General features: G+C 61.9%; 20 protein-coding genes. 18 read left to right on the top strand and 2 right to left on the bottom strand.

Annotation, left to right across the window (positions count from 1 at the left end; all coding sequences use genetic code 11):
• Positions 1 to 109 precede the first annotated feature (109 nt).
• Positions 110 to 883 (top strand): hypothetical protein, encoded by a 774-nt coding sequence (locus tag ACO07C_RS12000; protein WP_421914380.1) that lies wholly within the window; start codon positions 110 to 112, stop codon positions 881 to 883.
• Positions 884 to 889: 6 nt separating this feature from the next.
• Entirely contained in the window at positions 890 to 1,699 is an 810-nt protein-coding gene (locus tag ACO07C_RS11995; RefSeq protein ID WP_421914379.1) for a hypothetical protein, read from the top strand.
• A 427-nt stretch (positions 1,700 to 2,126) separates the two neighbouring features.
• On the opposite strand, the gene ACO07C_RS11990 is transcribed toward ACO07C_RS11995, so the two are convergent.
• Entirely contained in the window at positions 2,127 to 3,257 is a 1,131-nt protein-coding gene (locus tag ACO07C_RS11990) for a M20/M25/M40 family metallo-hydrolase (protein WP_421914378.1), read from the bottom strand.
• 423 nt (positions 3,258 to 3,680) lie between these two features.
• Here ACO07C_RS11990 and ACO07C_RS11985 point away from each other — a divergent pair, with 423 nt between their 5' ends.
• The 6 genes from ACO07C_RS11985 (at position 3,681) to ACO07C_RS11960 (ending at position 10,689) form a co-directional block, all read left to right on the top strand.
• Complete coding sequence (locus tag ACO07C_RS11985; RefSeq protein WP_421914377.1) at positions 3,681 to 5,312, top strand: amidohydrolase; 1,632 nt, start codon at positions 3,681 to 3,683, stop codon at positions 5,310 to 5,312.
• 221 nt (positions 5,313 to 5,533) lie between these two features.
• Positions 5,534 to 6,808 carry a flavin-containing monooxygenase gene (locus tag ACO07C_RS11980; protein WP_421914376.1) on the top strand — a complete coding sequence of 425 codons (1,275 nt, stop codon included), beginning with the start codon at positions 5,534 to 5,536 and terminating at the stop codon, positions 6,806 to 6,808.
• Positions 6,809 to 7,074: 266 nt separating this feature from the next.
• The gene (locus ACO07C_RS11975) at positions 7,075 to 7,491 is read left to right on the top strand and encodes a RidA family protein (protein WP_421914375.1); all 417 of its coding nucleotides are present in this window, start codon (positions 7,075 to 7,077) and stop codon (positions 7,489 to 7,491) included.
• Positions 7,492 to 7,496: 5 nt separating this feature from the next.
• Positions 7,497 to 8,171 (top strand): DUF1028 domain-containing protein, encoded by a 675-nt coding sequence (locus tag ACO07C_RS11970; protein WP_421914374.1) that lies wholly within the window; start codon positions 7,497 to 7,499, stop codon positions 8,169 to 8,171.
• A gap of 27 nt (positions 8,172 to 8,198) precedes the next feature.
• Positions 8,199 to 9,689: an aldehyde dehydrogenase gene (locus ACO07C_RS11965; RefSeq protein ID WP_421914373.1), complete on the top strand. Its 1,491-nt coding sequence runs from the start codon at positions 8,199 to 8,201 to the stop codon at positions 9,687 to 9,689.
• Positions 9,690 to 9,738: 49 nt separating this feature from the next.
• Complete coding sequence (locus tag ACO07C_RS11960) at positions 9,739 to 10,689, top strand: LysR substrate-binding domain-containing protein (RefSeq protein ID WP_421914372.1); 951 nt, start codon at positions 9,739 to 9,741, stop codon at positions 10,687 to 10,689.
• A gap of 35 nt (positions 10,690 to 10,724) precedes the next feature.
• Here ACO07C_RS11960 and argE read toward each other — a convergent pair whose 3' ends face one another.
• A complete protein-coding gene (argE, locus tag ACO07C_RS11955; protein WP_421914371.1) occupies positions 10,725 to 11,894 on the bottom strand; it encodes an acetylornithine deacetylase in 1,170 nt (389 codons plus the stop codon).
• A gap of 286 nt (positions 11,895 to 12,180) precedes the next feature.
• On the opposite strand from argE, the gene ACO07C_RS11950 reads away from it, so the two are divergent.
• The 10 genes from ACO07C_RS11950 to paaE all read left to right on the top strand — a co-directional run bounded on the left by ACO07C_RS11950 (position 12,181) and on the right by paaE (position 22,603).
• Entirely contained in the window at positions 12,181 to 14,250 is a 2,070-nt protein-coding gene (locus tag ACO07C_RS11950) for an NAD(P)-binding protein (RefSeq protein ID WP_421914370.1), read from the top strand.
• 256 nt (positions 14,251 to 14,506) lie between these two features.
• Complete coding sequence (locus tag ACO07C_RS11945) at positions 14,507 to 15,607, top strand: ABC transporter ATP-binding protein (protein ID WP_421917506.1); 1,101 nt, start codon at positions 14,507 to 14,509, stop codon at positions 15,605 to 15,607.
• A gap of 1 nt (position 15,608) precedes the next feature.
• A complete protein-coding gene (locus tag ACO07C_RS11940) occupies positions 15,609 to 16,538 on the top strand; it encodes an ABC transporter permease (RefSeq protein WP_421914369.1) in 930 nt (309 codons plus the stop codon).
• Positions 16,531 to 17,343, top strand: a complete 813-nt coding sequence (locus ACO07C_RS11935) for an ABC transporter permease (protein WP_421914368.1) — start codon at positions 16,531 to 16,533, stop codon at positions 17,341 to 17,343. Before ACO07C_RS11940 ends, ACO07C_RS11935 begins: the two co-directional genes overlap by 8 nt.
• 29 nt (positions 17,344 to 17,372) lie before the next feature.
• Positions 17,373 to 18,401: an extracellular solute-binding protein gene (locus ACO07C_RS11930; protein WP_421914367.1), complete on the top strand. Its 1,029-nt coding sequence runs from the start codon at positions 17,373 to 17,375 to the stop codon at positions 18,399 to 18,401.
• A 492-nt stretch (positions 18,402 to 18,893) separates the two neighbouring features.
• Positions 18,894 to 19,898 (top strand): 1,2-phenylacetyl-CoA epoxidase subunit PaaA, encoded by a 1,005-nt coding sequence (gene paaA, locus ACO07C_RS11925; protein WP_421914366.1) that lies wholly within the window; start codon positions 18,894 to 18,896, stop codon positions 19,896 to 19,898.
• Between the two features lie 36 nt (positions 19,899 to 19,934).
• Positions 19,935 to 20,219, top strand: coding sequence for a 1,2-phenylacetyl-CoA epoxidase subunit PaaB (gene paaB / locus ACO07C_RS11920; RefSeq protein WP_421914365.1), 285 nt, complete (start codon positions 19,935 to 19,937; stop codon positions 20,217 to 20,219).
• Positions 20,219 to 20,986 (top strand): 1,2-phenylacetyl-CoA epoxidase subunit PaaC, encoded by a 768-nt coding sequence (gene paaC / locus ACO07C_RS11915; RefSeq protein WP_421914364.1) that lies wholly within the window; start codon positions 20,219 to 20,221, stop codon positions 20,984 to 20,986. The genes paaB and paaC overlap by 1 nt, the downstream gene beginning before the upstream one ends.
• Positions 20,987 to 20,995: 9 nt before the next feature.
• On the top strand, positions 20,996 to 21,511 hold the full coding sequence (paaD, locus tag ACO07C_RS11910) for a 1,2-phenylacetyl-CoA epoxidase subunit PaaD (RefSeq protein ID WP_421914363.1): 516 nt from the start codon (positions 20,996 to 20,998) through the stop codon (positions 21,509 to 21,511).
• An 18-nt stretch (positions 21,512 to 21,529) separates the two neighbouring features.
• Positions 21,530 to 22,603: a 1,2-phenylacetyl-CoA epoxidase subunit PaaE gene (gene paaE / locus ACO07C_RS11905; protein WP_421914362.1), complete on the top strand. Its 1,074-nt coding sequence runs from the start codon at positions 21,530 to 21,532 to the stop codon at positions 22,601 to 22,603.
• The last annotated feature ends 17 nt before the right edge of the window (positions 22,604 to 22,620 follow it).

The following is a 22,620-nucleotide window of genomic DNA, read 5'->3' as shown; positions in this document are numbered from 1 at the left end:
CGAAGGTTTGTCAGTGGTGACGGTTGTCAGCTCCTGCCCACGACTTGGCCGGCGTAGTATCTTGTTCTATGCGTTGTAGGGATTTTCGGCACGCTTCCAGGGACCATGCATGAGTCGACCGCGCCTGGCGTTGCATTTTGGGAACTGGCTGACGGCTGGGCGCATCTCTCTCGTTGTAGGCTTTCTGCTGAGCATCGCTGGAAGTATCGCCTCGCAATTCTATGAGCAGCCGGCCGCCGATCGATTTCAGGCGACCGCCAGAAGCCTCGACGAAACGTGGGCGCATCTGAAGATCATTCACAGCGCCCAGACGTTGTTCGGTCTCCTGCGGTCTTTCGATGGTCTGGTCTATCTCGTCCCCGCCGACTTTTCTCGCAACCCACAGGGCGCCAATGCGGTCACGGAAATCACGAACCGTGCCGTACACGGCCGTCATGAAGCGATGCGGAACTATTTCGCCCAGGTCGCCGCGGCAGGTCTGGTCGACTATGACCAGACGATGAGACGTTACGACACGTTGATCTCGGCCGAAACCGCCGATTGGTCGCTCAAGACCTACACCGCCACCAACGACTTGCCCGCCGATCTCAGCATGCATGTCGGTTCTGAACGCTGGAACCTGGAGAAATCGGTGGTGCCCCAGGAGAACGGTTTCCTTCTGCTGCTGGCGGAGGTTTCCCGCAGGGCTTGGCTCGTCGCCCTTCTGGGCGTCGCCGGCTCGGGCGTCATCTTTGTGCAAGCTCTGGCAAGTGCGAGTGAGGCGCCTCCAGGCGCTGCTTCGCAAGGCTCTATTCACAAGGCAGTCGTTCTATTGCAGGCGGCTCTTGATGAAGCGCACCGTCGCCTTGATGAGAAACAGAAGGCTCAAGCAGCGCAAGGATAGAAGTGCATGACGCCCATGCGATTGCCGCCGATATTCACCGCCGGCTACTGGTCGGCCAAGCGGATTGCCCTGCTGGTCGGGTTCCTGCTCAGCATCGTCGGTTCGGTCGGAACCCAGCTTATCGTGACGCCCTATGAGAATGTCTCGAATGCCCTTGACCTTCGGGCCAAGGACCTGTCCGCGAAAATCGACACAGTGAAAAATGCGCAGGCGCAATACATCCTGTTCCAGCAGCAAGGCGCCTTGATTTTCGCGATGAGCGCGGCGGGCCTGGCGTCGGGCACCGCAAACAGCATGCAGATCATCTCCCAGCTGTTCCAGCTCAATATGCTGGACAGGACAGAGGCTATCCAGATCATTATCGGCAGCTTGGCGCTCGACCGGCGGCTCGACTATCGTGCGACATACGATCATTACAAAAGCCTGGTGGACGCGGCGCGCAAGGATATATCCCTATCAACCTATACCGCCGTCGACGACCAGGAAAAGGCGCTGTCGCGCCAGGCGACGGAAGAGATAGGACGGTTCCAGGACTGGCTGACGCAGGTCCAGCAACTGAAATCGCAAGCCGACGCCTCGGCTGGGCGGAGCAAGCTCATCCTGCTTGTCGCGATGGCGCTTGGCGCGACATTTCTTCTGGCCGCGAACCTGTTTTCGACGCGCGAGCCCAAAGCGGGTTCAGCTCGACAGAACCTGCAAGCCTCACCGGAGACCGACCTGGCCAGCGCGGCCTATCTGATCGAGGTCGCCTTGGATAAGGCACGCGCGATGGGGAAGGCCCAGCCGGTGGAAAAGGACCCACCGCTCGCCGGCTGAGAACGAGGGGAAGTCAATGGGCACCATCTTGCCGGCCGCCGCATGAACTGAAGGTACGCAGGCGCTGGGGAACCGGTTTGGGCGATCGCGCAGTACGCCTTCGCCCGCAAGAGTGAGCCCGTCGCATCGGAACGAAATTCTCCCGCGGTATTTCCGGCATCGGCCGCCGAACCCGGTTCCAGGCCGCATCATCTTTGGCCGCCGAAAGGGAGGATGAATATGCAGTTTGGAAGAATCCATCCCAATTCGGCACCCTGCGGATCGAACCCGTGCATTGGGGGCGCCGCATGATGGCGCCCGGCGCCCTGAGAGCTTACAAATCGAGCTTACAAATCCGTAAGTCGCCAAACTGGCTGGACACGGCTAACCTGCTGTTGCGAAGAAGGATTTAAACCCCGCGCGGCCAGACCGCGCGGGGCCTTTTTCATCATTCAAGCCTTAGCAGCAATCCCGCCATCAGTTTCGCGCGTTCTACCAGGCTGTCGATCTCGATGTGCTCGTCCAGCGTATGCAGCCCCTTGCCGCGCACGCCGATGGAATCAAGGGTAGGGATGCCCAGAGCTCCGGTAAAATTTCCGTCCGAACCGCCGCCGGCGCTTCCATGACTGAGGTCGAATCCGATCTCCTTGCAGATGCCACGCGCAACCTCGTAGAGCGCCAGCGTTCCCGCGTCCGGTTCCCAGACCGGCCGCGTCACACCGCGCGTGACCTTGAAGGTGACGTCGTTGGTCTCACCGGAAAGCGCCAGCATGGCGGCAATGCCGCCATCGAGGTCCTCCTGGCGCTTGGCCATGCTCAACGCTTCCGCGTGGCAGACCGACGAGACGCAGTTGACCCATTGGCCGGCGTGTATGACGCCGACGCTGAAGGTGCAATCCGCGGTCGTCATCGCCTCGATGGCCAGGATCTTCGATGCCATCGCGGCAATCGCCGAGCGGCCTTCGGCAAGCGCCCAGCCGGCATGGCTTGGCCGGCCCTCGGTCGTCAGATTGTAGCGTGCGATCGCATAGCGTCCCGTTACCGCGCCGCCGTCTTGGCGGGCCGGCTCGGGCACGAGAACGAATTTGTTCTTGCGCGCCTCCATTTCGACCAGCTCGCGCGTGCTCGGCGTGCCGACCTCCTCGTCGGGCGTGAACAGTACGGTGACGGGCAACGGCGTCTCGATGCCGGCAAGCTTGAGCCGGCGTAAGGCCTCCAAGCCGGCAAAGTTTCCGCCTTTCATGTCCATGATGCCGGGGCCGTAGCACTTGCCGTCGTCGATGCGGAACGGCAGCACGGCGAGCGTGCCAACAGGATGGACCGTGTCAAGGTGACCCAGGATCAGGACGCCCGGCTTGCCGAAATCCTTGTGCGGAAAGCGCGCGCGTACGGATCCGCCGAAGCCCATGCGGCCGGGTATGCGTTCGATTTCGGCGCCGACGGCGGCAAGATCGTGGGCGGCAAGATCCATCATCCGATCGACGGCGGCCGCGTCGAATGTCGGGCTCTCACATTCGATCCACGGCCTAAGCCCGGCAAGCATCTCGCCCGTGTCGAATGGCAGCGCGTTCACATTCATGAGGTGTCTTCTCGGTTTTGGTTCTGAGGGAACGCGCTTCTCGACGATTCGCGCTGCCGCCGCCGACTGGCGGAAACACGCAGGTGCGGGCGCCGACAAATGGGCTGCACGACAAGCCTGCGATCTTGCCACGTTGCGCTGGCTGGATGACGATAGCGCAAGTGCCTTCTGCTTAAACTCGGATTTCGCGAATCCGCGATTCGGGAAAAGCTCCGTCTGGGCCCTGAAGAATTGCCTTCGATCTTCAGCTAAAGCCGCATCGCTTGTTGAGCTCGAAACAACGACAGGTCCGGCAAGGATTAGGTTAATCCGACGCAATGCGACGGCAATCGCTCATTGCCAGCGAGTCCATCAAGTCAATATTTGATCTGACCATGCGGTGGCTTCTTGCTGCCGGGCGGCATGGCGTCAGGGGTCGTGGGTATGCGGGTGGAGCAGGCGTATTTGAACGGTAGGGTCTACACGATCGATGCGGCGCAGCCGTGGGCGCAAGCAGTCGGCGTCGTGGGCGGGCGCGTCGTCGCCGTCGGGACCAACGACGATCTGCGCGCTCTTCTGGACCACGCCAGTCAGGTCTTGGATCTCAACGGTCGCTTCCTCATGCCGGGATTTATCGACGCCCATCTGCATTTCCTGTCGGGCGCCAATTACTTGAATGACGTCGGCGTGCGCGACGCACGCAGCATGGCCGAAGTGCTGCGCCGGCTAAGAGATTATGCCGAGGCCAACCCCGAAAAACCATGGATTGTCGGCCAAGAGTTCAGTTACGGCTACCCTGATCTGGAAGGCCGCGATTTTCACAGGACGATGTTCGACGACATCGTATCGGACCGGCCGGTGTACTTCCGCTCGGGAATGGCGCATGCCGGATGGGCCAACAGCAAGGCGCTGGCGCTCGCGGGCATTACCCGTGACACGCCGGATCCGGAGAACGGCATCATCGTGCGTGACGAACATGGCGAGCCGACCGGCTGGCTGATGGAACACGCCACGCAGGCGATCGAGCGCCACATTCCCAAGCCCGGTCGCGACGAAATTCGTGTGGCCCTCGAGGGCGCCATTCGCGAGGCGAATGGCTATGGCATTACGCGGGTCCAAAGCGCCGGCTTCGACAACGAGATGTTTTCGCTTCTGGCGGAGATGCGCGATGCCGACGATCTGACGCTGCGTTTCACCCTTTCGACCATATGTGATCCCCCTTCGTTCGAGGGTGGGCTGCTCGGCCAGATGATCGAGGACCGGCAACGTTACCATGATGGTTTCCTCGATTTTCGCGTGGCGAAGTTCTTCCTCGACGGCGTGCTGGAATCCCATACGGGCTACATGCCGGATGGTTATGCCGACAAGCCGGAGGAACGAGGGATTCTTCTGTGGAACCGGGAGGCCTATGTCGATGCGGTGAAAAAGGCGCAGGAGAACGGATTCCAGGTTTGGACCCATGCCATTGGCACCGGCGCCATCGCATTGGCGCTCGACGCCTACCAGGCCGATCGCGAGCGCTCGTTGACGCTTCGCCCGCGTGTCGAGCACAACGAAATCCCGGCCGCGTCCGACATCGCCCGCTTCTCGGAAATCGGTGCGATCGCCAGCTTCCAGCCGGCCATGATCTACCCCAAGGATCAGTGGTTGGGCATGCCGGGGGTTTGGGAAAAGCGCGTCGGTTCGAACAGTCTTCCTCGTGCCTTTCCCATTCGCTCGATGCTCGATGCCGGCGCCGCCACGGCCTTCGGCACGGACTGGCCAATCGTCGACCTGAACCCCTTGATCGGGATCAGGAACGCAGTGCTGCGCCAGAGCCTGGACCACGATCCCGAAGCTGGCTGGGTGCCCGCGCAGCGAATCTCCGTTGAGGAGGGCTTGCATGCCTACACCCTTGGAGCGGCGCATGCGGGACATCGGGATCTTGATGAAGGCAGCATCACGGTCGGCAAGTTGGCCGACATGATCGTCCTGTCGGCAAACCCGCTCGAAGTGAATGCGGATCGGCTCCACGAGATACACGTCGTAGCCACGATCGTGGGCGGCAAGATGGTCTATAGCCGAGAACACCCCTGATCGCAGTCGCGGGTTTGCGCCTTCGAAGCTGAAACCTGGCTATCTTCCAGACGCTTGGGACTGTGTTCCATATAGCCGGCAATGCATGCCAGTATTTAGGGACAGGCTAACCATTGCCACATGAAATCATAATTTTCGCTATCCGCTCCCTCCAGTAAACCAGCCGCTGAACCCGTCGCCCGCCTGCGGAGATTCTCGGGGGCGCCAGAAAGGACGCTGAAATGCCGGTTGAAAAAGTGAACACGCTCGTCGTCGGCGCCGGCCAGGCGGGATTGGCCATGAGCGAGCATCTGAGCAACTGCGGCGTGCCGCATCTCGTGCTCGAGCGGCAGCGTATCGCCGAGCGCTGGCGCTCCGAGAGATGGGACTCGCTTGTCGCCAATGGTCCTGCCTGGCACGATCGCTTTCCGGGCATGGAGTTTCCCGACGCCGGCCCCGACGCCTTTGTCTCCAAGGAGAAGGTCGCGGACTATTTTGTCGCCTACGCCGAAATGATCGCCGCCCCCATCCGCTGCGGCGTGGCAGTGAACAAAGTGCATCGGCTTGTCGGCCGTCCAGGCTTCCATGTCGAAACCTCGGATGGCGTCATCGAGGCCAGCAACGTGGTTGCCGCCACCGGAGCATTCCAACATCCCATCATCCCGGCCATCGTTCCCGGCGATGCCGGGCTCATGCAGATCCACTCCACCGCCTATCGCAATCCCGGCCAACTGCCTGAGGGTGCGGTGCTGGTGGTCGGTTCGGGGTCCTCGGGAGTGCAGATCGCCGACGAACTCCAACGAGCCGGAAGGCGCGTCTACCTTTCCGTCGGACCGCACGATCGCCCGCCACGGGCCTATCGGGGGCGCGACTTCTGCTGGTGGCTGGGGGTTCTCGGCAAGTGGGACGCCCAGGCGCCGGCGCCTGGCACGGAACATGTCACCATCGCGGTGAGCGGTGCGCGTGGCGGCGAGACGATCGACTTCCGGCGTCTTGCCGCGCAAGGGATGATGCTTGTTGGCCGGACGCAGTTATACAAGGAGGGTGCCATGACGTTCGCGCCGGATCTCGGCAGGAATATTGCCCGTGGCGATGCCAATTACATGTCGGTGCTGGACGAAGCCGACGCCTATGTCGCCCGCAATGGCCTTGACCTTCCGGAAGAGCCCGATGCCCGCAGGATCGGGCCGGATCCGCAATGCGTGACCGATCCCATTCTTGAGTTGAACCTCGCCGAGGCGGGAATAGCCTCGATCATATGGGCGACGGGATTTACCGTCGATTACAGGTGGCTGGAGGTCGATGTGTTCGACGAGAAAGGCAAGCCGAGGCATCAGCGCGGTGTGTCGGTCGAGCCTGGAATCTATTTCCTGGGATTGCCGTGGCAGTCGCGCAGGGGTTCCAGCTTCATCTGGGGCGTCTGGCACGACGCCAAGCACCTGGCGGACCACATTTCCACCCAGCGCAAGTACCTGGCGTATCATGCTTATGCGATGCGCGGGACCAAGGTCGCGTAGCCGGCGCTGGTCCCCAGAAACTGGCTATCCGTCGAGTGAAGCGGCACGCCTGACAAGCCGTGGATCGCTCGCGTTTCAGGGGCCTCTCCAATGATTAGGAGCTGCCTTACCAACGATGAGACAGACTGTTCTTTCAAAGCCTGTCCACGCTGTGAATATCCGGCCGAGACATGCAGGCTGTTGTCCTGGCGCTTCTTCGCGAAGGAAAGACGTCGGGCCAAAAGTTGCGCAGCGGATGTCCTCGAGGCGTTCTGACGGAGACCAATATGTCGCATACAAGAATTCGCAAGTTCAACACCAAGGACACCTATCCCGAGCAGAAACTCGACAACGATCTGTGTCAGGCGGTCGTTACGCGAGGCGGCAGAACAGTCTATCTGCGTGGCCAGTGTCCGCAGGATCTCGACACGGCCAGGAACATCGATAGCCATGATCCGGCCGAGCAGACGCACAAGGTCATGCGGAACATCCGCCAACTGATCGAGGAGTGCGGCGGCACCATGGACCACCTGGTCAAGGTGGTGGTTTACATCACCGACGTGCGCCATCGCGAGGCTGTCTACCGCACCATGGGCGAGTACATCAAAGGTGTGCATCCCGTCTCGACGGGGCTCGTCGTGCAGGCCTTGGCGCGGCCGGACTGGCTGGTCGAGATCGACGGCACCGCCGTCATTCCGGACTGATCGCCATGACCTTTTCCGTCGTCGCGCGGTGCGGCCGCACCGGTATGTTCGGGGTCGCGGTGTCATCCTCGTCTCCAGCCGTGGCGGCGCGATGCGCCTATGCGCGGGCCGGTGTCGGCGCCATTGCCAGCCAGAACGTTACCGATCCGACGCTTGGGCTGCGAGGCCTCGACTTGCTGGCGCGTGGTGCCTCGGCCACGGAGGCGGTTGCCATACTGAAGCGCACCGGCGCCTATCCCGAATACAGGCAGGTGCTGGCTGTCGATGCCGCGGGCACGACCGCGATTCATTCTGGCCCCAAGGCGCTTGGCATCTGGGCGGAAGCACGTGCGGACAATGTCGCTTGCGGCGGCAACATGCTGGCCCATGACGGCGTGCCGCAAGCCATGGTCGAGGCCTTTCTGGCATCGGAAGGGCATCTGGGCGGTCGTCTCATCGCGACCATGCGCGCCGCGCTGAAAGCGGGCGGCGAGGCAGGTCCGGTCCATTCCGCCGGCATGAAGCTGGTGCGCGAGGTCGCCTGGCCGGTCGCCGACCTGCGCTGCGACTGGACCGACGACTGCCCGATCGAGCAGTTGGCGACGCTTTGGAAGATCTACGAGCCACAGCTCGATGCCTATGTGACCCGCGCGATAAACCCATCCGCCGCGCCGAGCTACGGCGTGCCAGGCGATGAATAAGCAAGACATGGTCGGGAAGCACTCGCAATGAGCGAACTCAGCCACAAGGACTGGATCGGCAAGGCGTCGGCGATCCGTTTTCGCGATAAGGCGTTCATCGACGGCAAGGCCGTTGCGGCGCGTTCGGGCCGAACCTTTGCCAGCGTCAATCCGGCAACCGGCGAAGTGCTTGCCGAAGTGGCGTCTTGCGGCGAAGAAGACATCGACCTGGCGGTTGCCGCGGCTCGGCGCAGCTTCAACGCTGGCGTCTGGTCACGGAGGAGCCCGTCGCATCGCAAGGAGGTGTTGCTACGGCTGGCGCAATTGCTGCGCGACAACCTGCATGAATTGGCCCTGCTTGAATCGCTCGACATGGGCAAGCTCGTCAGGGATGCCGTCTCGGTCGACATTCCCGGCTCGGCGTCGATCTTCCAATGGTATGGCGAAGCCATCGACAAGATCTACGGCGAAGTGGCGCCGACCGGCGAAGGCGATCTGGTGTTGGTGCGGCGCGAGCCGCTGGGCGTGGTCGGCGCGGTGGTGCCATGGAATTTCCCGCTCGACATGGCAACCTGGAAGTGCGCGCCCGCACTCGCGGCGGGCAATTCGGTGGTGCTGAAACCCGCCGAACAGTCGCCCTTGTCGGCCCTGCGGCTGGCGGAACTGGCAATGGAAGCTGGCCTGCCGGCTGGCGTGCTCAATGTGGTGCCCGGCCTTGGCGAAACCGCCGGCCAGGCGCTTGGCCGCCATATGGATGTGGATTGTCTTGCCTTCACCGGTTCGACAGCCGTCGGCAAGATGTTCCTGCAGTATTCCGGTCAATCTAACATGAAGCAGGTCTGGCTGGAGACCGGCGGCAAGAGCCCGAACCTTGTCTTTGCCGACTGCGCCGATCTCGATGCGGCGGCCGATATGGCGGCCTTTGGCATCTTCTTCAACCAGGGCGAGGTCTGCTCCGCCAATTCACGACTGCTCGTACAACGCGGCATCAAGGATGCGCTCGTGGAAAAACTGGTGCGGCGCGCGGCGGCGACGCAACCCGGCGATCCCCTCGATCCGGCATCGAAGATGGGCGCCATGGTCGACGCCCGCCACGCGGCCAATGTCATGCGGTTTGTCGATGCCGGCAAGAAAACCGCGCGCCTGGTTGCGGGCGGCGATCTGGTCACGGTCAACGGGCGCGGCAGCTTCGTGCAGCCCACCATCTTCGACGATGTCGCGCATTCCGATCCGATTGCCCGAGACGAGATATTCGGACCGGTGCTTTCGGTCATCGCCTTCGACGACGAGGTGGAGGCGATCCGTATCGCCAATGACAGTCCATACGGGCTGGCCGCGTCGCTGTGGACCGACAGCCTGTCGCGCGCGCACCGCATCGCCGGCCGGCTCCATGCCGGCACGGTTTCGGTAAACACGGTCGACGCGTTGAGCCCGATGACCCCGTTCGGCGGTTTCAAGCAATCCGGCTTCGGCCGCGACCTGTCGCTGCATGCGCTCGACAAGTACACAGCACTTAAAACGACATGGATCAAATACTGATGGGTGCCAAGGCTTGATCGAACCACCCAAACCGGCAACATAGCCAGCCATGCCGCTACGCTTCACGCTCAGACAGCTGGAATATTTCGTCGCCGTGGGCGAGGCGGGTTCCATCGTCAAGGCAGCCGAACAGGTCAACGTTTCCCCGCCATCGATCTCCGCCTCGATCGCTCAGCTGGAGACCGAGTTCGGCGTCCAGCTTTTTGTTCGCAAGCATTCGCACGCGCTTTCGCTCACGGCTGGTGGTCGCGTCTTCCTGAAGGAAGCCGCCCGCTTGCTGAACGACGCCGACGCTCTGCACGACATCGCCGGCGACATCGCCGAGAAAGTGCGCGGGCCGCTGGCGATCGGATGTCTGCTGACTTTCGCGCAGATCGTTCTGCCGGCCCTGCGCGTGAAATTCGAGCGCGCCTATCCGGATGTGCGGCTGAGGCAGTTCGAGCGCAATCAGAGTCAGTTGCTGGAGATGCTGCAACGGGGCGAGATCGATGCCGCGTTGACCTACGATCTCGAACTGTCGCAGGACATGACGTTCGAGCCGCTGATGCTGGTGCCGGCCTATGTCATGCTGCCGGAGGGACATCGCTTCGCCGGCAACGCGTCGATCACCACGGAAGAACTGGCAAACGAGCCAATGGTGCTTCTCGATTTGCCCTATAGTCGCGAATATTTCCTGTCGGCGTTCCACCAGCGGGGAATCCGGCCGAACATTGCCGAGCGCACCGGCGACATCGCGGTCATGCGTTCAATGGTGGCGAACGGCTTCGGCTACGGCATCGCCAATATGCGGCCGCTCAACACGCTGGCGCCGGACGGCAAGCCGCTTGTCTTTGTGCCGCTGGCCGGCGACCTGCGGCCCTTGACCATGGGCATTGCCTTGCCCAATTCCGAACATCGGACGCAAACCGTCCAGGCCTTCATCGACCATTGCCGGCATTTCGTGGTTGAGCAAGGGGTGTTCGGCGCCGGGCGGGCGGTGGAACAGCAGTCGAGCGGTTAAATCAGACCAGCCGTCCGATCGGACTCGGATACGCTCTATTGCTCGGTATCAAGCTGGTCGTCGCAAAGCCGCTGCAGCAATTTCTCCAGCATGTCGTCGCAGCGGCGCATTTGCTCGACGCTGACGAATTCGTCCGGCTTGTGTCCCTGCGCCATCGATCCCGGTCCGCACACGACCGTCGGCGTGCCGAGATCACGGCTGAACAGGCCGCCTTCCGTGCCGAAGGCGACCTTGATGGTATTGTTGGCGCCGGTCAGCGATTTGACGAAAGCGACGGCCTGCGAACTGGCTGGCGTGTCCAGGCCTGGATAGGTATTGGTGATGTCGATCTCGATCGCCGCCTCGGGCGCGATGGTCGAAGCTTCCCCCGCAAGGCGCGCGGCCTCATCGCGCAGGCGGTCGAGGATTTCATGCGGATCGTCGGCCGCGATATTGCGGATCTCGAAGTCGACCTGACAGAGGTTCGGCACGATGTTCAACGCAACGCCGGCGTTCATCTTGCCGACATGCACGGTCGTGTAGGGAATGTCGTAGTCGCCGTCGCGGGCGCCATCGCGCGCCAGCCGGTCCTGCTCCCGGCGCAAGGCGGCGACGAAGTCGCAGCCGAGATGGATGGCGTTGAGCGCCAGCGGGGCCAGCGCCGAATGACCTTCGCGTCCCTTGCAGATGGCGCGTGCGGCAAGCTTGCCCTTGTGTCCCGTCGCCACCTGCATGTCGGTCGGCTCGCCGACGATACAAAGCAATGGCCGTTGCGGGGCGGCCTGCAGCATGTCGACCAGGCTGCGCACACCGATGCAGCCGATCTCTTCGTCATAGGAGAGTGCCAGATGCAACGGCGTCCGCAGCGTTATCTTCGTGGCCTTCACGCACGCGGCCAGCGCGCAGGCGGCGAAGCCCTTCATGTCGGCCGCGCCGCGTCCGTAAAGCCTGCCGTCGCGCGCGGTCATCTCGAAGGGGGGCAAGGTCCAGTTCTGTCCTTCAATGGGAACCACGTCGGTGTGGCCGGACAGCATGATACCGGACGTTTCGGTCGGTCCGATGGTGGCAAAGAGGTTGGCCTTTTGACCATCCGGGCTCTGGATGATCTGGCAAGCAACGCCATGTCTGTCGAGGACATCGGCCACATATGAGATGAGATCGAGATTCGAGTCGCGGCTCACCGTCGGGAATGCGATCAGCTTTTCTAGAATCTGGATGCTTTCCATGCGTCTCATGCCTCGTTGGCCGCGCGCTATCTAGCATCGCGCGGCCGCGCCCTTGAAGTCGCATTTGGCTCAGCCGGGATTCGCCGGATGCTAACCCGGGCGACAGGGCCGGTTAGGCACGTCCTAATCGGTACAGAAGAAATCTGTAGTTTTCCGGCGCGTGCCTCAGCCTATGAGTGGTCTCTCGTCATCATTCCCGATGGTGTTGGGCCGACCGGCTTGTGCCGTGGATCGAAAACCATGTTCGGGCATGCCGCAAGGCGATGATGGCAGGAAGGAAAGTTACATGCGCGATCCCCGCTATGACATTCTGTTCGAGCCCATGAAGATCGGTCCGGTGACTGCCAAGAACCGCTTCTACCAGGTTCCGCATTGCAATGGCGGCGGCTACCGTGATCCTTCGGCCGCGGCCGAAATGCGCCGGATAAAGTCGGAGGGCGGCTGGGGCGTCATCTTCACCGAGCAGACCGAGATGCACCACACCTCGGAGATCACACCCTTCATCGAGCTCAGGCTGTGGGACGACGCCGATATCCCGGCGTTGGCGAGAATGGCCAAGGCCATGCACCAGCATGGCGCGCTGGCCGGCATCCAGCTCGCCTATTCAGGCATCAACGGCCCGAACCTCTACACCAAGGAAGTGCCGCGCGGACCGTCGGCCTTGCCGATCCGCACCTTCACCAATGATCCGGTCCAGGCGCGCGCCATGGACAAGCAGGATATCCGCGACCTGCGCCGCTGGCACCGCAACGCTTTCAAACGTGCCAGGCTGGCGGGCTTCGACCTCGTGTGTCTCTACGGTGCGCATGGCTTCGGCATCATCCAGCACTTCCTGTCCACGGCCACCAACCAGCGCACCGACGAATATGGCGGTTCGCTCGAAAACCGTTCGCGGCTGATGCGCGAATTGATCGAAGAGGGACGGGACGCCATTGGCGACACCTGCGGCCTGACGCTGCGGCTGTCGTTGGACGAGATGATCGGCGAGCTTGGCTTCGCCAATTCCGAGGTGCGCGACATGATCGAGATGCACGCCGACCTGCCCGACCTCTGGGATCTGGCGCATGGCGCGTGGGAGGACTGTTCCGGGCCATCGCGCTTCAAGGAGGAGGGCGCGCAGGAGAGCCTCGTATCCGGCATCAAGAAGCTGACCTCGAAGCCGGTCGTCGGCGTCGGCCGTTTCACGTCGCCGGATGTGATGGTCAGGATGATCAGGTCCGGCACGCTTGATTTCATCGGCTGCGCGCGCCCGTCGATCGCCGATCCCTTCCTGCCGAAGAAGGTGGAAGAGGGGCGCATCGAGGACATCCGCGAATGCATCGGCTGCAACATCTGCATCACCGGCGACATGACCATGTCGATCTCGCGCTGCACGCAGAACCCGACCTTCATGGAGGAGTGGCGCAAGGGCTGGCATCCGGAAAGGATGCAGGCCAAGGGCGACAGCGACAGCGTGCTGGTCGTCGGCGCCGGCCCCGCCGGGCTGGAGGCCGCCCGCGCGCTTGGCCTGCGCGGCTATCAGGTGGCCATTGCCGAGGCCGGCACCGAACTTGGCGGCCGCGTGGCGCGCGAGTGCCGCTTGCCGGGCCTCTCCGCATGGGGTCGCGTGCGCGACTACCGCCAGTACCAGATCAGCCAGATGTCCAATGTCGATGTCTATTTCGAAAGCCGTTTGTCGGCAGGGGACATCCTGGCTTTCGGCTTTCAGAACATCGCCATTGCCACCGGCTCGACCTGGCGGCGTGACGGCGTGGCGCGAGCCCATGTCGTGCCCATCCCGGTGGATCCAGCCATGCCGGTCTACACGCCCGACGATTTGATGGGCGGCAATGTGCCGTCCGGCAATATCGTGCTGTTCGACGACGACCACTACTACATGGGCGGCGTCCTGGCCGAACTCCTGGTCCGTCAGGGTGCGAAGGTGACTTTGGTGACGCCATCCGCCTATGTGTCGGACTGGACCCGCAACACTCTGGAGCAGGGTGCCATCCACCGCCGGCTGGCTGAACTCGGCGTAGAGATCGTGTTGAACCGGATTGTGAAGCGCATTGTGCCGGGAGGCGTTGCCACTGCCTGTGCCTATGCCGGAACCGGACGCGACATCGCCGCGGACGCCGTGGTGCTGGTAACGTCGCGCCAGCAGGACGACGGGGTCTGGCGCGAACTGAAGGCGCGGCAAGGCGAGTGGGCGGCCAACGGTATTCGCTCGGTCAGGGTCATCGGCGACGCCGAGGCGCCGGGCCCGATTGCCTGGGCAACCTACGCCGGCCATCGCTTTGCCCGAGAACTCGATGAATCGGATATCGGCGATGCACTGCCCTTCCGTCGCGAGGTCACGGCGTTGGCCGCGGAATAGCCCCATGCGGATTAGGGGGAAGCTAATTACGACGCCAGAAAACAATAGTTTTGCGTTTTTTAGGTTGCGCTAATTTTTTATCCACGCTTGGCTGCGTTCGGACTGCAAAGAAGGATGTCGGATGAACCTTCAGTCGACCAATGGCACCGTGGATGCGCGTGCCGTCAGCAATGGGCACGTGGCGCCCCGGCGTGATCTTCGCAATCAATCAACAATCGAACCTGCCTTGAAGGGCAGGCCAGACAATGGGGTAATCGTGCCGGATCAACCGGGTAAGAATGCAATTGAAGTTCGTGGCGTCCGCAAGGTGTTCGGCACCGGTGAGACGCAAGTCGCCGCCCTCGACACGGTTTCGGTGTCGATCCGCGAGAACGAGTTCTTCACGCTGCTCGGGCCTTCCGGGTGTGGAAAGACGACACTGCTCAGGCTGATCGCCGGCTTCGACTTTCCAAGCGCTGGCGAAATCCTGCTCCATGGCCAGGACATCGCCGTGCTGCCGCCGTTCAAGCGGCCGGTCAACACCGTGTTCCAGTCCTACGCGCTGTTCCCGCACATGACGGTGGCGGAGAATATCGGTTTCGGCCTGGAAATGCTGGGCAAGCCGAAGGCGGAGATCAAGGCGCGTGTCGCCGAGATGCTGAAGCTGGTGAAGATGGAGGCGTTGGCGGCGCGCCGCACCAGCCAGATTTCCGGCGGCCAGCAGCAGCGCGTGGCGCTGGCCCGGGCGCTGGCGCCGCAGCCCAAGGTGCTGCTGCTCGACGAGCCGCTGTCGGCGCTCGACTACAAGCTGCGCAAGGACATGCAGATCGAGCTGAAGCGTCTGCAGAACGAGACCGGCATCACCTTCATCTTCGTCACCCACGACCAGGAAGAGGCGCTGACGATGTCGGACCGCATCGCGGTGATGTCGTCGGGCAAGATCCTGCAGGTCGGCTCGCCCCGCGACATCTACGATCGGCCGGCCGAGCGTTTCGTCGCCGACTTCATCGGTGAGACGAATTTCCTCAAGGGCACCATCGTATCAAAGAAATCCGGTGTCGCGACCGTGAAGATCGCTTCCGACGCCACCATCGCGGCGGGGTTCCCGGAAGAATTAGACCCATCCGGCGAAGTGACGGTCGTGGTGCGGCCGGAGCATGCGGACCTGGTTGACGATGCGGCAAGGGGCACGGTCGCCGGGACCTTGGCCAATGTCGTCTACTTCGGCACGGACACCCACTACCACGTGACGCTCGACGGCGGTGACAACTTCATCGTGCGCCACCAGAACAGCCGCTCCGGTGCGGGGACGTTCCAGCCGGGCGCAAGGGTGGGCATCGTGTTTGAGGACGACGGCGCGCGGATACTGAGGGACTGATATGACGATGACGCTTTCCCAAGCCGCGTTTTTCGAGGCCAAGGCCGAGAAAACAAGCGCCAGGCGCAACCGGCTGCTTTCACTCCCGGCTCTCGTCGTGATCGGAATTTTCGGCGTTCTGCCGCTGTTGATCATCCTTGTCTATTCGTTTCTCGAGGCGGCGCCCTATGGTGGCGTACAATGGAAATTTTCAACGGATGCCTATCTGAACTTCCTTTTCCAGCAGGATATTTTTGACAACACGCTGCAGTTCACGCCGGATTTCCTGATCATCTATCTGCGCTCGTTTCTGTTCGCCGTGGTGACGACAGTCATCTGTCTTCTGCTTGGCTTTCCAACCGCCTATTTCATGGCGACGCGAACACCGGCACAGCGCAACTGGTGGGTGCTGTTGATCACCATCCCGTTCTGGTCGAACCTTTTGGTGCGCACGCTGGCCATCATGTTTATCATCCGCGACGAAGGCCTCATCAACAACCTGCTGATGGGGCTTGGCGTGATCGAGAAGCCGATCACCATGCTCTACACCAACTTCGCCATTCAACTGGGCCTGCTGTACTCATTCCTGCCGTTCATGATCCTGCCGCTCTATGCCAGCCTGGAGAAGATGGATTTCCGGTTGGTCGAGGCCGCCAGCGACCTCTACGCGACACGCAGGCAGGTTCTTCGGCGTGTGATCATTCCTCTGTCCCTACCGGGCATCATCGCGGGCTGCCTGCTCGTCTTCATTCCGGCTCTCGGCGCCTATGTGACACCGCTGATCCTTGGCGGCGGCATCCACCTGATGATCGGCGATCTCATCGCCCAGCAATTCGGGTCCGGGCGCAACTGGCCACTCGGCTGCGCCCAGGCGCTGATCCTGATGGCCGCTGTTCTGGTGGCACTCTACTTCTACGTTCGCAACACGTCGGGAAAGATCCAACATGGCTGATCCCCGCACAGTCGACATCAAGGACCAGCCAGGGTTCCGAGTGATCGCCATCATATGCGTTGCCGTGCTTTACGTACCGATCCTGATCCTGATGATCTTTTCGCTGAACACCGGTTCGCTCATCACCCATTGGGAGGGCGTCGGCTTCAACTGGTACGGCAGTGCGCTGCGTAACGTGGAGTTCCACAACGCCGCTGAAAATACGCTGATCATATCGGTGACGGCGACCATCGTGTCGACGATCTGCGCCACGCTTGCGGCGATCGGCATGACCCGGGTCAAGCCGTGGCGCGGTCTCCCGGCCGCGTTCATGGTCATCAACCTGCCGCTGATGGTGCCCGAGATCATCACGGCGGTGGCGACCCTGTCTTTCTTCGCCTTGATCGCCGGCGTGTTCGGGCTGAATTTCGGTATCGGCAATCTGATCCTTGCCCACACCGTCTTTTGCATTCCTTTCGCCTACATGCCGATCCGGGCGCGCCTCCAGGACATGGATCTCACTCTGGAATTCGCCGCGGCCGATCTCTACGCGACGCCGTGGAACGCCTTCCGGCGCATAACGCTGCCGCTGCTGGTCCCCGGCATCCTGTCGGGTGGGGCGCTGGCCTTCATCGTATCCTTCGACGATTTCACCATCACCCAGCTCGTTGCCGGTCCAGGACAGACGACGCTGCCTCTCTACATCTGGAACCAGATCAGGCGACCGATGACACCGGAGATCAATGCCATCTCCACCATCTTGCTGCTGGTCTCGATCCTGTTCGTCTCGGTATCGTTCCTGATCGCGCGCCGACGCGCCAACTGAATAACAATGGGAAGGCAAAGGAGAACATGATGTCTAGGAAATTTATGGCCGCCGTTTCGACGGCGGCACTCTTGTGGGCTGTGCCGGCGCTCGCCGACGGCGAGCTGCATATCTACAATTGGGGCGACTATACCAACCCCAAACTGGTCGAGAAATTCGAGAAGCAGTACAACATCAAGGTCACGCTGGACGACTATGACTCCAACGAGACCATGCTGTCGAAGGTACGCGCTGGCAATTCCGGCTACGACATCGTCGTGCCCTCGGACTACACCGTGAAGATCATGATCGACGAAGGGCTGCTCGAAAAGACCGAGCCCAATGCGATGCCGAACGGCAAGAATCTCGACCCGCGCTTCGTCAACGTCTACTGGGACAGCGGCCGCCACTACACGGTGCCATGGCAGTTCGGCACCACGACATTCGAAGTCAACACGGACAAATACAAGGGTGACATCAATACGCTGGCGATCCTGTTCAATCCGCCGGACGAGTTGAAGGGCCAGATCAACATGCTCGACGATGTGAACTCCGTCATGCATGCGGCCGAACGCTACGCCGGCGTGCCGCGCTGCGGCGCCGACAAGGCTGCGCTGAAAAAGGTCAACGACATCCTGATGGCGGCCAAGCCGTCCTGGAAAACCTTCAGCTACGACACCATCACCAAGATGACATCCGGCGATGTCATCGTCTCGCAAGCCTGGAATGGCGCAACCTACCGTGCGCGTCAGAAAATCCCGGCCATCAAATATGCCTACACCAAGGAAGGCATCGAAGGCTGGATGGACAATGTCGCGGTGCTGAAAGGCGCCAAGAACCTTGAGAACGCCAAGCTTTTCCAGGATTTCGTCATGGCTCCGGAAAACGCGGCGCTGATCTCGGAATTCGCGGGCTACGACAACGGCATTACCGGCAGCCACAAATTCCTGCCACCGGATTTCGCCAGCTCACCGGAAATCAATCCGCCCGCGGGTGCGCCGGCGGCTGAGTTCGTTCCGCCGTGCCCGCCTGATGTTGTCGAGATCTACAACAAGATCTGGACCAACCTGCGCAAATAGCCGCGCCCTCGAATCCGGCAGAAGGGAGGCCTCGGCCTCCCTTTTTGCGTTCAAGGAGGACGTGCGCCGCAACGGCCGACGAGCGGCCTGCCCGGTGCCTCCCCAGCATAGGCCTGGCCGAGAGCAGCGCCTGTCTCCATGCCCAATTCTGGCGATTGCGCGGGCACAGATCGAAGCTCACTCAAAAAAGTCCGACAGTACCTTGTCCGAAACGACCACGCAGTGCTATATATGACCGACCGGTCGGTTAATATAAACCGAAAGGCCTTGGAGGAGGTTGATGCCTGAAGCCTTCATCTGCGATGCCTTGCGTATGCCAATCGGCCGGCATGCCGGTGCTATCCCTGCTGTTCGGGCGGATGATCTCGCCGCGTTGATGCGGCGCAATCGCGGCGGCGCGCTGCGTTATGCAGTCTGCACGATGCCTGGTGTCGGACAGGAACAACCCTTGGTCCTCGAGTGCCTGACGCGCCGGCTGGGAAGGAGACGGTCATGTATGCGCGGATGGTGAAGACCGATGCGGCCAAGGTGAAGTCGCTGGATGAGATGGATCCGGTCGAGCGCGCCTTTCAGGAGCGCATCGACGATGGCCAGAAGATCGAGCCGAAAGAGTGGATGCCGGAAGGCTACCGCAAGACGCTGATCCGCCAGATCAGCCAGCACGCGCACTCCGAGATTGTCGGCCAGCTCCCCGAGGGCAACTGGATCACTCGTGCGCCGACGCTGGAGCGCAAGGCGATCCTTCTGGCCAAGGTGCAGGACGAGGCGGGCCATGGCCTCTACCTCTACTGCGCCGCCGAGACGCTCGGCATCAGCCGCGACGAGATGTACGAGCAACTGCATTCGGGCAAGGCCAAGTATTCCTCGATCTTCAACTACCCAACGCTGAGCTGGGCCGACATCGGCGCGATCGGCTGGCTGGTCGACGGCGCCGCGATCATGAACCAGGTGCCGCTGCAGCGCTGCTCCTATGGGCCTTACGCGCGCGCCATGGTGCGCATCTGCAAGGAGGAGAGTTTTCATCAGCGGCAAGGCTTCGATATCATGAACGTTTTGTGCCGCGGCACCGAAGATCAGAAGGCGATGGCGCAGGACGCGTTGAACCGCTGGTGGTGGCCATCGCTGATGATGTTCGGTCCTTCCGACGATGCGTCCGTCCATTCCGCGCAATCGATGGCCTGGAACATAAAGCAGGATTCCAACGACGATTTGCGCCAGAAATTCGTCGACCAGACCGTGCCGCAGGCGAAGTTCCTCGGCCTAACCGTTCCCGATCCGGAATTGAAGTGGAACGAGGAAAAGGGCGGCCATGATTTCGGCCAGCCGGACTGGAGCGAATTTTTCGAGATCATCGCCGGCAACGGGCCCTGCAACCGTGAGCGGCTTGAAGCCAGGCAAACGGCCTGGAACGAAGGCGCCTGGTTCCGCGACGGATTGACCGCCTACGCGAAAAAGGCGGCCGCGCGCAAGGCGGCGATGCCGGTAGCTGCGGAATAGCGAGTTACCACGGCAGCCAGATAAAAGAGGCATCCTATGTCCAGCGAATGGCCCCTGTGGGAGGTCTTCATCCGAGGTCAGCATGGCCTGAACCACCGGCATGTCGGGAGCCTTCATGCGCCTGACGCTGAAATGGCGATCCACAATGCTCGAGATGTCTACACGCGCCGCAACGAGGGCGTGAGCATCTGGGTGGTGCGCTCCACGGATATCGTTGCGTCCGCGCCGTCGGACAAGGGCCCGCTCTTCGACCCCGCGAATTCCAAGGTCTATCGCCACCCGACATTCTTCGACGTGCCGGATGAAGTGGGGCACATGTGATGAGTGTTCCAACAGCCAGGTCGGGGATCGCGGAGTTCGCCCTGCGCATGGGCGATACATGCCTGATACTGGCGCACCGCAATTCCGAATGGTGTGGCCACGCCCCGGCATTGGAGGAAGATATCGCACTGGCCAACACCGCGCTTGACCTGATCGGCCAGGCACAGCTTTGGCTTGGGCTCGCCGCCGATGCGGAGGGCCGAGGCCGCAGTGCCGACGATCTGGCTTATCTGAGGGACGCCTCAGCCTATCGAAACCTGTTGCTGGTCGAACAGCCGAACGGGGATTTTGGCCGCACGGTCATGCGGCAGTTCCTGTTCGATGCCTGGCACTATCCCTTGCTCATTGCCCTGAAGACATCGTCTGAACATCGCGTCGCCGAGATCGCCGAGAAAGCCTCCAAGGAAGCAGCCTACCATCTGGAGCGAAGTGTCGACCTGGTGGTCCGCCTGGGTGACGGAACCCCGGAAAGCCATCAGCGCATGCAGTGCGCCCTGGACGTTCTGTGGCCATATACCGGCGAGATGTTTCTTGCCGACAGCGTCGATGACGAGCTTGCCGACACCGGAATTGCGCCGGCCCCCGGGAGCCTGCGCCCCGCGTGGGATGCCACGGTGGGCAGGGCGCTGCTCGACGCAGCGTTGAAGACGCCGGAAACGACGTTCGCCCACAAGGGCAGCAAGCGTGGCGTGCATAGCGAGCATCTCGGCTACATCCTGGCCGAGATGCAGTTCCTGCAGCGCTCTTACCCCGGCGCGCAGTGGTAGGGGCGCACGATGAGTGAACCCGGCACCGGCCAAGGCAGGGCGAATTATCCCATGGACCAGATCTGGTCCTGGCTGGCGGAAGTTCCGGACCCGGAAATCCCGGTCATTTCTCTGGTCGACCTGGGAATCATCCGGAACGTTGCCTGGAACGGCGAGATGCTTGAGGTCACCGTCACGCCGACCTATTCGGGATGTCCCGCCACCAGCGTGATCAATTTCGAGATCGGCCGGAAGCTGCGTCAACATGGAATTGAGAAGATTGCCCTGAAGCGGCAGCTGTCGCCGGCGTGGACGACCGCCTGGATCAGCGCCGAAGGCCGCGACAAGCTCAGCGCCTACGGCATCGCGCCGCCGATCGAGGGCACCGCCGCCTGCGTCGGGGCACTCAAGGTCATGAACGTCGTTTGTCCGCGTTGCGGGTCGCAAAACACGGAGCGGGTCAGCCAGTTCGGCTCGACACCGTGCAAGGCCTCGTGGCGCTGCGCGCAATGCCTTGAGCCGTTCGATTATTTCAAAAGCATCTGACCCGTTGAGGAACGCTTGATGGCTCGTTTTTTCCACCTTGAAGTCGCGGATGTCCGTCGCGAAACGCGCGATGCGGTGGTGGTGACACTGAGCCCTCGGGACGAGGACCGCGTCGCCTTCGATTTCACGCAGGGACAATATCTGACATTCCGCCGTATCTTCGAGGGGGAGGAGTTGCGCCGTTCCTACTCGATCTGCGCCGGCAGGGACGAAGGCCTGCTGAAGGTCGGCATCAAGAAGGTGGAAGGCGGAGCCTTCTCGACCTGGGCCAACGACGAACTGAGGCCAGGTGATCTGCTGGAGGCGATGCCGCCCATGGGTGCGTTCCATGTGCCGCTGGAGCCGGAGCGTGGACGCAGCTACCTTGGCTTTGCCGGCGGCAGCGGCATCACGCCGGTCCTCTCATTGATCAAGACGACCCTGGCACGCGAGCCAAGGTCGCGGTTCACGCTGATCTACGGCAACCGGTCGATCAATTCGATCATGTTCCGCGAAGAGCTGGAGGACATCAAGAACATCTATCTTGGCCGTTTCAGCATCGTCCATGTGCTGGAAAGCGAAGCCCAGGACATCGATCTGTTTTCCGGGCGCATCGACGCCGAGAAGTGCTCGAGGCTCTTCAAGGGATGGATAGACATCAAGGCGGTTGATCTCGCCTATATTTGCGGCCCGGAACCGATGATGCTGGCGATCGCCGCCTCGTTGCGGGAGCATGGGCTACGCGACGACCAGATCAAGTTCGAGCTGTTCGCCTCCGCGCCGCGTCGGGCCCGGCATGTCGCCAAGACTGTCAGCAGCAATGACCGGGCCGAGACCTGCAAGGCGGCAATCACGCTCGACGGCACGACCCGCATCATCGACATGCCCAAGCGAGGCCAGTCGATCCTCGAGGCGGCACTCGGTGCCAGCCTCGAGGCACCCTACGCCTGCAAGGCCGGCGTCTGCTCCACCTGCCGCGCCATGGTGCTGGAGGGTGAAGTCGAGATGGAGACCAACCACGCGCTGGAAGATTACGAGGTCAAGCGCGGCTATGTGCTGACGTGCCAGTGCTACCCGATCTCGGACTCCGTGGTGGTCAGCTATGACCAGTGAAGCTCAAGCAGCCATAT

The sequence above is a fragment of the Mesorhizobium sp. genome (assembly GCF_965229135.1).
In the GTDB taxonomy this organism is placed as follows: Bacteria; Pseudomonadota; Alphaproteobacteria; order Rhizobiales; family Rhizobiaceae; genus Mesorhizobium.
The sequence above is the reverse complement of the archived record's forward strand: the minus strand, read 5'-3'. Positions and strand labels throughout refer to the sequence as shown.